At 52.4% G+C, this 11551-nt stretch carries 11 protein-coding genes and 2 pseudogenes; all 13 read left to right on the plus strand.

Features of this window, described 5'->3' with window-relative positions:
- Nucleotides 1-54: 54 nt before the first annotated feature.
- A pseudogene (locus DW173_RS23050) lies at nt 55-165 on the plus strand (DUF4134 family protein); the annotation flags it as partial.
- 10 nt (nt 166-175) lie between these two features.
- A complete protein-coding gene (locus DW173_RS23055) occupies nt 176-508 on the plus strand; it encodes a DUF4133 domain-containing protein (protein ID WP_004291514.1) in 333 nt (110 codons plus the stop codon).
- A complete protein-coding gene (locus tag DW173_RS23060; RefSeq protein WP_004324014.1) occupies nt 505-2904 on the plus strand; it encodes a TraG family conjugative transposon ATPase in 2400 nt (799 codons plus the stop codon). Before DW173_RS23055 ends, DW173_RS23060 begins: the two co-directional genes overlap by 4 nt.
- A gap of 568 nt (nt 2905-3472) precedes the next feature.
- On the plus strand, nt 3473-5296 hold the full coding sequence (locus tag DW173_RS23065; protein WP_005680466.1) for a reverse transcriptase/maturase family protein: 1824 nt from the start codon (nt 3473-3475) through the stop codon (nt 5294-5296).
- Nucleotides 5297-5399: 103 nt separating this feature from the next.
- Nucleotides 5400-5516 (plus strand): annotated as a pseudogene (locus DW173_RS24460) (TraG family conjugative transposon ATPase); the annotation flags it as partial.
- 40 nt (nt 5517-5556) lie between these two features.
- Complete coding sequence (locus tag DW173_RS23080) at nt 5557-5937, plus strand: DUF3876 domain-containing protein (protein WP_004291516.1); 381 nt, start codon at nt 5557-5559, stop codon at nt 5935-5937.
- 23 nt (nt 5938-5960) lie between these two features.
- A complete protein-coding gene (locus tag DW173_RS23085; protein ID WP_004304283.1) occupies nt 5961-6590 on the plus strand; it encodes a DUF4141 domain-containing protein in 630 nt (209 codons plus the stop codon).
- Between the two features lie 3 nt (nt 6591-6593).
- Entirely contained in the window at nt 6594-7598 is a 1005-nt protein-coding gene (gene traJ / locus DW173_RS23090) for a conjugative transposon protein TraJ (RefSeq protein WP_004291518.1), read from the plus strand.
- A 31-nt stretch (nt 7599-7629) separates the two neighbouring features.
- A complete protein-coding gene (traK, locus tag DW173_RS23095) occupies nt 7630-8253 on the plus strand; it encodes a conjugative transposon protein TraK (RefSeq protein WP_004291519.1) in 624 nt (207 codons plus the stop codon).
- Between the two features lie 6 nt (nt 8254-8259).
- Complete coding sequence (locus DW173_RS23100; protein WP_004291520.1) at nt 8260-8568, plus strand: TraL conjugative transposon family protein; 309 nt, start codon at nt 8260-8262, stop codon at nt 8566-8568.
- Complete coding sequence (gene traM / locus DW173_RS23105; protein ID WP_004291521.1) at nt 8549-9901, plus strand: conjugative transposon protein TraM; 1353 nt, start codon at nt 8549-8551, stop codon at nt 9899-9901. Before DW173_RS23100 ends, traM begins: the two co-directional genes overlap by 20 nt.
- A 34-nt stretch (nt 9902-9935) precedes the next feature.
- The gene (traN, locus tag DW173_RS23110) at nt 9936-10922 is read left to right on the plus strand and encodes a conjugative transposon protein TraN (RefSeq protein WP_120145307.1); all 987 of its coding nucleotides are present in this window, start codon (nt 9936-9938) and stop codon (nt 10920-10922) included.
- 2 nt (nt 10923-10924) lie between these two features.
- Nucleotides 10925-11497, plus strand: coding sequence for a conjugal transfer protein TraO (locus DW173_RS23115; protein ID WP_064976123.1), 573 nt, complete (start codon nt 10925-10927; stop codon nt 11495-11497).
- Nucleotides 11498-11551: the final 54 nt, after the last annotated feature.

Below are 11551 nucleotides of genomic sequence, written 5' to 3' on the forward strand. Positions count from 1 at the left end.
TCAAGTACGGTTCTGTGAGAGGCTTAGGGTGAGATTCCCTTTGCCTACTCGATCGGCAAGTTTTCATCGGGCGACCCCGACACCAGCAAGACAGCCGCCTCGTGGTTCGGCGCGTGCATCTTCCTGATTGTTGCCGCCACCATCCTGCGCTCATTCTTCCTTTAATAAATAATGTATGGCTGAATACCCAATCAACAAGGGTATCGGCCGTCCGGTAGAGTTCAAGGGCTTGAAGGCACAGTACCTCTTCATCTTCTGCGGAGGTCTGCTGGCTCTCTTCGTCCTGTTCGTCATCCTCTACATGGTCGGTATCGACCAGTGGATATGTATCGGCTTCGGCGCGGCATCGTCCTCCCTCCTTGTATGGCAGACCTTCGCGCTGAACGCCCGGTACGGTGAACACGGGCTGATGAAATTAGGAGCGGCACGGAGCCATCCCCGATACCTTATCAACCGGCGGCGGATAACCCGTCTGTTCAAACGACAACGAAAGGAAGAAAGACAATGAGGAATACATCGAAAATGACAACACTGGAAAACAGGTTCCCACTTTTAGCGGTGGAGCATGGCTGCATCATCTCAAAGGACGCCGACATCACGGTGGCTTTCGAGGTGGAACTACCGGAACTTTACACCGTGACGGGTGCGGAGTACGAGGCGATACACAGTTGCTGGTGCAAGGCTATCAAGGTGCTGCCGGACTACTCCGTCGTCCACAAACAGGACTGGTTCATCAAGGAACGCTACAAACCGGAGCTTCAGAAGGACGACATGAGCTTTTTAAGCCGCTCTTTCGAGCGTCACTTCAACGAGCGTCCGTACCTGAAACACACCTGCTACCTCTACCTGACCAAGACAACAAAGGAGCGTAACCGGATGCAGAGCAATTTCAGCACGCTGTGCCGGGGACATATCATCCCGAAGGAGCTGGACAGGGAAACCACGACCAAGTTCTTGGAAGCCTGCGAACAGTTCGAGCGCATCATGAACGACAGCGGGCTTGTCAGGCTGCGCCGCCTCTCCACCGATGAGATTGTGGGTACTGAGGGAAAGACGGGACTTATTGAACGCTACTTCTCGCTCATGCCGGAAGGTGACACCACCTTGCAGGACATCGAGCTTTCGGCAAGGGAGATGCGCATCGGCGACAACCGCCTGTGTCTGCACACCCTCTCCGACGCGGAAGACCTGCCGGGCAAGGTGGCTACCGACACCCGTTACGAGAAGCTCTCCACCGACCGGAGTGACTGCCGACTGTCATTCGCCTCCCCGGTGGGGCTTCTGCTCTCCTGCAACCATATCTACAACCAGTATGTGCTGATAGACAACAGTGAGGAAACCTTGCAGAAGTTCGAGAAGTCCGCCCGTAACATGCAGTCGCTATCTCGCTATTCAAGGAGCAACAGCATCAACCGCGAGTGGATAGACCAATACCTGAACGAAGCCCATTCCTACGGACTGACCTCGGTACGGGCACACTTCAACGTCATGGCGTGGAGCGACGATGCGGAGGAACTGAAGCATATCAAGAACGACGTGGGCAGCCAGTTGGCAAGCATGGAATGCGTGCCGCGCCACAACACCATCGACTGCCCGACACTCTACTGGGCGGCGATACCCGGCAATGCGGCGGACTTCCCGGCGGAAGAGAGTTTCCACACCTTCATCGAACAGGCGGTGTGCCTGTTCACAGAGGAAACCAACTACCGCAGCTCGCTCTCGCCCTTCGGCATCAAGATGGTGGACAGGCTCACGGGAAAACCGCTGCACCTTGACATCTCCGACCTGCCCATGAAGCGAGGTATCACGACCAACCGCAACAAGTTCGTGCTGGGTCCTTCGGGCAGCGGCAAGTCTTTCTTCATGAACCACCTCGTGCGCCAATATTATGAGCAAGGCGCACATGTGGTATTGGTGGACACGGGAAACTCCTATCAGGGCTTGTGCGGCATGATCCGACGCAAGACAGGCGGAGCGGACGGTGTGTATTTCACCTACACGGAAGATAAGCCCATCAGCTTCAACCCGTTCTACACCGACGATTACATCTTCGACGTGGAGAAGAAGGACAGCATCAAGACCCTGTTGCTGACGCTCTGGAAGTCGGAGGACGACAAGGTGACAAAGACGGAGAGCGGCGAGCTGGGCAGTGCCGTGAGTGCCTATATTGAGCGCATCCAATCCGACCGTAGCATCGTGCCGTCGTTCAACACCTTCTACGAGTATATGCGTGACGACTACCGCAAGGAACTGGCACAGCGTGACATCAAGGTGGAGAAGTCCGACTTCAACATCGACAACATGCTCACCACCATGCGGCAGTATTACCGGGGCGGGCGTTACGATTTCCTGCTCAACTCCACGGAGAACATCGACCTGCTCGGCAAGCGGTTCATCGTCTTCGAGATAGATTCGATTAAAGAAAACCGCGAACTGTTCCCCGTCGTGACCATCATCATCATGGAAGCCTTCATCAACAAGATGCGGCGGCTGAAAGGCGTGCGGAAACAGCTTATCGTGGAAGAGGCTTGGAAGGCCCTCTCATCGGCGAACATGGCTGAATATCTGCGCTATATGTATAAGACGGTCAGAAAATATTACGGCGAGGCAATCGTGGTGACGCAGGAGGTGGACGACATTATCAGTTCTCCGGTGGTCAAAGAGAGCATTATCAACAACTCGGATTGTAAAATCCTGCTTGACCAAAGGAAATATATGAACAAGTTCGACCAGATACAGGCGTTGCTCGGACTGACGGAAAAGGAGAAGTCGCAGATACTCTCCATCAACATGGCGAACAACCCTTCACGGCTCTACAAGGAGGTGTGGATAGGCTTGGGCGGCACGCAGTCGGCGGTCTATGCCACGGAGGTCAGCGCGGAAGAGTATCTGGTGCGCCCGTAAAGGGAATTTGACGAATGTCGCTTTGGCAAGCGACTGGGCAAGTGTTTAAAATGCCCATTAACAACCGCTAACCGGAGGGGAAAACCCCACAAGGGAACATAGCACGTTGGTAAAGCCATAAGTCAGCCAACTGTCAGGCTGCGACCGAATGGCAAGTTAAAATGATAGATATGAGGATAAAGCCTGCATTGGTTGAACGATAGTCCGAGCAGTCGTATCCTTGGGCAATGACGGAAGACAGTTGAATAATTCTTCGGAATTATACCGTTATGTTGCGGTACTACACTGATGACACGTAGCAGGAGTAGCATAAACTTACCGCAAGGCAACTACCATAAGTAGTAAAGGACGAAAGTCGTATCCGACAATCTATCGAGCCAAATAGTCGTCAAATTTCTAAACGGGGATTGCCTAAACCGGAAAGCCAGTTGTAGGGCTATGGGGTCTGCCCCTGAATATCCGGCATGGCAACGGAGCTTCCATAGTAGTCTGAGCAGGGTAACGCCCTGTACATGGCGAAGGGGAGCAGCTAATTAAGTTTAACAATTTAAAGGAAGATGTGAGAGACATGAGAAATCCAGAAAATGTGTTGAACAGTCTGAGTAAACACAGCGGTAACTTGAACTATAAGTTTGAGCGGCTGTATAGAGTGCTGTTTAACGAGGAAATGTTTTATGTAGCCTATCAGAATATTTACAGCAAGACAGGCAACATGACGGCAGGAGCCGATGGTAAAACCATTGACGGAATGAGCATTGACCGAGTTGAACAACTGATTGGCAGTCTTAAAAATGAGACTTATCAGCCTAATCCGTCCAAAAGGACGTACATACCTAAGAAAAACGGGAAAAAACGTCCGCTTGGCATACCCTCTTTTGATGATAAGCTGGTACAGGAAGTAGTCAGAATGATACTTGAAGCAATCTATGAAGGTAGTTTTGAACATACTTCACATGGGTTTCGTCCCAAACGAAGTTGTCATACTGCTCTTATAGATATACAAAAGACATTCACTGCCGTGAAATGGTTTATTGAAGGCGATATTAAAGGATTCTTCGACAATATCAATCATGACGTACTGATTAATATTCTTCGGGAACGTATCGCCGACGAGAGATTTTTGCGGCTTATCAGAAAATTCCTGAATGCCGGATATGTGGAAGACTGGGTATTTCATAGAACGTACAGTGGAACTCCGCAAGGCGGGATTATCAGCCCAATACTGGCTAACATCTACCTTGACAAGTTCGACAAGTACATCAAGGAATACATCAATCGGTTCAATAAAGGGGTAACAAGAAAAGGCGACGCTCGATACAAGCTCTACGAACAGCGAAGATACCGACTGGCAAAGAAACTAAAGAATGAGAAAGATGTAAAGGTAAGGAAACAGATGACCGCCGAAATTAAGCGGCTACGAGAAGAACGGAACAACTATCCGGCACGTAATGAAATGGACAGCAGTATCAAACGGTTAAAATACGTGAGATACGCGGATGACTTTCTGATTGGAATTACCGGTAATCTTGAAGACTGCAAAACAGTAAAAGAGGATATTAAGAATTATTTGAATGAAGCTCTTAAACTGGAACTGTCAGACGAAAAGACACTGATAACCAATGCGCAGAAACCAGCGAAATTTCTCGGATATGACGTATTTATACGTAGGTGTAACGATTTACGTAAGGATAAGTACGGTAAAACGGTTCGTGCATTCGGACACAAGCCTGTATTGTACCTGAATTTTGAAACGATGCGGAAGAAACTCTTTGATTATAAAGCCGCAAGAATCGCGGTCGTCAATGGCAAAGAGGTTTGGAAATCCATCGTCAGAACGTACATGCTGAACTTGGATGACTTGGAAATAGTCAGTCAGTTCAATGCCGAAATCCGAGGGTTCTATAATTACTACTCAATAGCCAATAACAGCTATGTCATCAATTCTTTCTATCACATTATGTCATACAGCATGTATAAGGTATTTGCGAACAAATACAAATCATCTGTAAAGAAAATACTTCTGAAATATAAAAAGAACAAGGTTTTCCAAGTGGCATATGAAAATAGTAAGGGTAAGACACTTTACCAATCATTTTATCATGATGGTTTCAAACGCAAAAAGGTTGCAGGGAATATTTACTGTGACACTATTCCACGGACAGTTTCCATAACAGGTGGACGTAACAGCCTTATGGAAAGGCTGAAGCTCCAAGTCTGCGAATTATGCGGTGCTACCGATAAACTCGAAATGCATCACGTTCGCAAACTTAAAGACCTGAAAGGTAAATCCGACTGGGAAAAGAAAATGATAGCTCGAAGACGAAAAACTTTGGCTGTCTGCTCAAAGTGTCATGCAAAAATAGACCCCGACCGAAGAATCAGACTGAATTAATTAGTGGAGAGCCGGATACAGGGAGACTTGTAAGTCCGGTTCGGAGGCGAGTACTCGGAAACCTACCATAGAAATATGACAAGGCGCTGGGTGCTTAGCCTACGCGTACACCACCGAGGAAACGGAAAAAGTGGAGGTTTACCGTCTGGCGGAGAAGCTGGGCGACGACATCGAAGCCGCCATCCGGCAGCTTGCCGAAAGGCGGAGAAACAAGGAATAACTAAAAAACAGAATGTATCAACCAAAAAAGAAAAACGCGTATGAATTTACCAAAAGTGAAAATGCTGCAAGTCAGCAAGTGCCTTATCGGATTGGCGGTCATGATGCTGCAATCCTGCGACGTGGCCGACAACCGCCGCGACATGCTGTGCGGGAACTGGGAGAGCGTGGAGGGAAAACCTGACGTGCTTATCTACAAGGAGGGCGAAGCCTACAAAGTGACGGTGTTCCGTCGTAGCGGTCTGCGCCGCAAGCTCAAGCCGGAAACCTATCTCTTGCAGGAGGAGAACGGCAACCTGTTCATGAACACCGGCTTCCGCATCGACGTGTCCTACAACGAGGCCACGGATGTGCTGACTTTCTCGCCAAACGGGGACTATGTGCGGGTGAAGCCGCAGCCGGGACATCCGACCGAAGAATAACAACCACTAAAATCCAAAGTAACATGAGAACAAGAATAACAATGATTATCTGCCTGTGCCTGCTTTTCGCGGGCAGGGCAAGCGCACAGTGGGTCGTAAGCGATCCGGGCAATCTAGCGCAGGGCATCATCAATGCCTCCAAAAACATCATCCATACCTCCAAGACCGCCACGAACATGGTGAGCAACTTTCAGGAGACGGTGAAAATCTATCAGCAGGGCAAGAAGTATTACGATGCCCTCAAATCGGTGAACAATCTGGTCAAGGACGCCCGCAAGGTGCAGCAGACCATCCTGATGGTGGGCGACATCACAGACATCTATGTGAACAGTTTCCAACGGATGCTCCGTGACGGGAATTTCAGACCCGAAGAGCTTTCCGCAATCGCTTTCGGCTACACGAAACTGCTGGAGGAAAGCAACGAAGTGTTGACGGAACTCAGGAACGTGGTGAACATCACCACGCTCTCCATGACCGACAAGGAGCGCATGGACGTGGTGGAACGCTGCCACTCGAAGATGAAGCGTTACCGCAACCTCGTGAGCTACTACACGAACAAGAACATCTCCGTGAGTTACCTGCGTGCGAAAAAGAAGAACGACCTCGACCGCATCATGGGGCTGTACGGGAACATGAACGAAAGATACTGGTAGCCTATGAAGTTCGACAACCTTCATCAGATTTTACGTTCACTTTATGAGCAGATGATGCCGCTGTGTGGGGACATGGCTGGTGTGGCGAAAGGCATCGCCGGGCTGGGTGCGCTGTTCTACGTCGCCTACCGGGTATGGCAGTCGCTGGCGAGAGCTGAACCGATAGACGTATTCCCGATGCTCCGTCCTTTTGCCATCGGTCTGTGCATCATGTTCTTCCCGACTGTGGTGCTGGGCACGATAAACAGCATCCTCTCACCCGTCGTACAGGGCACGGCAAAGATGCTGGAGGCGGAAACGCTGGACATGAACCGATACCGGGAGCAGAAGGACAAACTGGAATACGAGGCGATGGTACGCAACCCCGAAACCGCCTACCTCGTGTCCAACGAGGAATTTGACAAGCAACTGGAGGAACTCGGCTGGTCGCCCTCCGACATGGTGACGATGGCGGGAATGTATATCGACCGGGGAATGTACAACATGAAGAAGAGCATCCGCGACTTCTTCCGCGAGATACTCGAACTGCTGTTCCAAGCCGCCGCCCTCGTGATAGACACCGTCCGCACCTTCTTTCTCGTGGTGCTGGCGATTCTCGGTCCGATAGCCTTCGCCCTGTCGGTATGGGACGGTTTCCAAAACACGCTCACGCAGTGGATATGCCGCTATATACAGGTCTATCTGTGGCTACCGGTATCGGACATGTTCAGCACCATACTGGCGAAGATACAGGTTCTGATGCTGCAAAACGACATCGAGCGGATGCAGGCAGACCCGAACTTCTCGCTGGATTCGAGCGACGGGGTGTATATCGTATTCCTCTGCATCGGCATCATCGGCTACTTTACCATTCCCACCGTTGCGGGCTGGATTATCCAAGCCGGAGGCATGGGCGGTTACGGTCGCAACGTGAACCAGATGGCGGGACGAGCCGGAAGCATGGCGGGCAGCGTGGCGGGTGCAGCCGCAGGAAACGCAGTCGGACGTGTCGGCAAATTGCTGAAATAATCAATGTGCAATCATAAATTGGAAAATATAAATGGAATTCAAATCACTTAGAAACATCGAATCGTCGTTCAGGCAGATACGCCTGTTCGGTATCGTCTTCCTCTCGCTGTGCGCCGTGGTGACGGTGTGGAGCGTGTGGAACTCCTACCGTTTCGCAGAGAAGCAACGGGAGAAAATCTATGTGCTGGACAACGGCAAGAGCCTGATGCTCGCCTTGTCTCAGGATTTGTCGCAGAACCGCCCGGCGGAGGCACGGGAACATGTGCGCCGTTTCCACGAGATGTTCTTCACGCTATCACCTGAAAAAAGCGCGATTGAACACAACGTGAAACGTGCCTTGCTGCTGGCGGACAAGAGCGTGTACCACTATTATTCGGACTTCGCGGAGAAGGGGTACTACAACCGCATCATCGCCGGGAACATCAACCAAGTGCTGAAGGTGGACAGCGTGGTGTGCGACTTCAACGCCTATCCCTACCGTGCCGTGACCTACGCCACACAGAAAATCATCCGGCAGAGCAACGTCACCGAGCGCAGCCTCGTGACCACCTGCCGCCTGCTGAACGCATCGCGGTCGGATGACAACCCGAACGGTTTTACCATCGAGGGTTTCACCATCATTGAGAACAAGGATTTACAGACTATCAAACGGTAACAGGACATGAAAAGTATCAGAAAATCAATGTGGGGCATGTATTGGAAACTCCACGACAAACGGAAACGCTTGGCGGCAAGTCTCAAAGGGTATCTGGACGGCTTGCCGCCGGAAACACGCCGCCGCATCGTGCTGGGGATGTTCGCCGCCTTCGCGGTGCTTGCCCTTTACACCTTCGGCAGAGCCGTCTATGACATCGGCAGGAACGACGGCTCACATATGGAAACGGGACACGCCGGACGGGTGGAACTGCCGACCCCGGCGGAAACAGGCAATCACTTAACACCTTATTTATATGGAACAGACAAAGAATGAACCGACGAAAGAGAACAAAGCTGCTCCCGAAACGGGGAAACCGAAAAAGGAGCGCGAACCGCTGACAGAGGCGCAACGGCTGAAACGGCAGAAGATGATCGTGCTGCCCGCTATGGTGTTGGTGTTCATCGGGGCGATGTGGCTGATATTCGCCCCGTCCTCCGGCAAGGAGCAACCGCCGGGAACGGACGGATACAACACCGAGATGCCCGACGCTGACAAGGCGAACCGGCAGATTATCGGCGACAAGCTGAAAGCCTACGAGCATGGGGAGATGGAAGAGCGTCAGGAGAGCCGCAACCGTGCCATCGGGCAGCTGGGCGACATGTTCGACCGCGAGATAGCGGGAACGGAGAACGGAGTGGACTTCGACCTCGCCAATCCGGGCGGCAAGGAAGAAAGGGCAAAGCCAGCCACGCCGCAGACCATCCAGTCCTCCGCAGCCGCCTACCGTGACCTGAACGCCACGCTCGGAAACTTCTACGACCAGCCGAAAAACGACAATGCGGAGATGGACGAATTGTTGGAGCGCATCGCATCGCTGGAGTCGGAACTGGAAAGCGAGAGGGGCAAGGCTTCCTCTATGGACGAGCAGGTGGCTCTTATGGAGAAGTCCTACGAGCTGGCGGCAAAGTACATGGGCGGTCAGAACGGAGGACAGCCATCGGCGGAACAGAGGGCAGAGCCAACTACCGTGCAGAAAGGGAAGAAGAACAAGGCAATGCCTATCAGACAGGTGGAGCATCAAGTAGTTTCTTCACTCTCACAGCCTATGAGTAACGCGGAGTTTGTCGCCGCCTTATCGCAGGAACGCAACCGGGGTTTCAACACGGCTGTCGGCACGGCGGAGGTATTGGACAGGAACACCATACCGGCGTGCGTGCATGGGGCGCAGAGCGTGACGGACGGGCAGACGGTAAGGCTGCGCCTGCTGGAGCCTATGGCGGTGGCAGGCAGGACAATACCCCGGGGTGCGGTGGTGGTCGGCACGGGCAAGATACAGGGTGAGCGGCTCGACATCGAGATTACCTCGCTGGAATACGACGGCACGATTATCCCCGTGGAGCTTGCGGTCTATGACACGGACGGACAGCCCGGCATCTTCATCCCGAACTCGATGGAGATGAACGCCGTCCGGGAGGTCGCCGCCAACATGGGCGGCTCGCTGGGAAGCAGCATCAACATCTCCACCAATGCCGGGGCGCAGCTCGCCTCCGACTTGGGCAAGGGGCTGATACAAGGCACGAGCCAGTACATCGCCAAAAAGATGCGAACCGTCAAGGTGCATCTGAAAGCCGGGTACAGGGTCATGCTTTACCAAGAAAAATATTGAAAACAATAAAAATTACCACTAAAATCCAAAAGTAATGAGAAAAGTAATCATCATGTTTGCCCTCGCTATGGGCATCATAACTGCCAACGCGCAGGAGAATGTAACCGTTGAAACGACCAACGGAAGTGAACAACCGACCTTGACGAAGGAGGTCTATCCGCAGAAGGAGGCGGACGGCGACCTATATCACGGGCTGTCACGCAAGCTGACCTTCGACCGCATGATACCGCCGCACGGTCTGGAAGTGACCTACGACAAGACCGTCCACGTCATTTTTCCGGCGGAGGTGCGCTATGTCGATTTAGGCTCGCCCGACCTGATTGCCGGGAAAGCCGACGGAGCGGAGAACATCATCCGTGTGAAGGCTACCGTAAGGAATTTTCCCAACGAAACGAATATGTCCGTCATCACGGAGGACGGCAGTTTCTACACCTTCAACGTGAAGTACGCCGCCGAACCGCTGTTGCTCAACGTGGAGATGTGCGACTTCATCCATGACGGCAGCACGGTGAACCGCCCGAACAACGCGCAGGAAATCTATCTGAAAGAGCTGGGCAGCGAAAGCCCGATGCTGGTGCGCCTTATCATGAAGTCCATCCACAAACAGAACAAGCGCGAGGTGAAGCATATCGGCTGCAAGCGTTTCGGCATCCAATACCTGTTGAAAGGCATCTACACGCACAACGGCTTGCTTTATTTCCACACGGAGATAAAGAACCAGAGCAACGTGCCTTTCGATGTGGACTACATCACTTGGAAAATCGTGGACAAGAAGGTTGCGAAGCGTACTGCCGTGCAGGAGCAGATTATTCTGCCGCTCCGCGCGCAGAACTACGCCACCCTCGTGCCGGACAAAAAGAGCGAGCGCACGGTCTTCACGATGGCGAAGTTCACCATCCCCGATGACAAGTGCCTCGTGGTGGAATTGAACGAGAAGAACGGCGGCCGTCACCAGTCCTTCGTGATTGAGAACGAGGATTTGGTACGCGCGGGTACCATCAACGAACTTCAAGTACGCTGACCATGAGAAAGTACATCGCAATAATCATCGCGTCGCTTGCCCTTTTTACAGGGCAGGCGCACGCCCAGCGGTGTCTGCCGAAGATGCAGGGCATCGAGGTGAGGGCGGACATGGCGGACGGCTTCAATCTCGGCGGCAAGGACGGCGGGTACAGCTTCGGGGCGGCTCTCTCCACCTACACGAAGAAGGGGAACAAGTGGGTGTTCGGTGGCGAATACCTGTTGAAGAACAATCCCTACAAGGACACCAAGATACCCGTGGCGCAGTTCACGGCGGAGGGCGGCTATTACTTCAAGATACTGTCGGACGCCCGAAAGATTGTTTTCGTCTATGCCGGGGCTTCGGCTCTCGCCGGATATGAGGCGGTAAATTGGGGGAAGAAGGTGCTGCATGACGGCTCCACGCTGCACGACCGGGACGCCTTCATCTACGGCGGTGCGCTGACGCTCGATGTGGAGTGTTACGTGGCAGACCGTATCGCCCTGCTTGCCAACCTGCGGGAGCGTTGCCTTTGGGGTGGCGACACACGGAAGTTCCACACGCAGTTCGGGGTCGGAATCAAATGTTATATATAACATTTCAGTCCATATGTTAGTTTTCAATTTATGTTGTATAATAATTGTATTCGA

The organism is Bacteroides sp. AM16-13, from assembly GCF_003602705.1.
Classification (GTDB): domain Bacteria; phylum Bacteroidota; class Bacteroidia; order Bacteroidales; family Bacteroidaceae; genus Bacteroides; species Bacteroides xylanisolvens.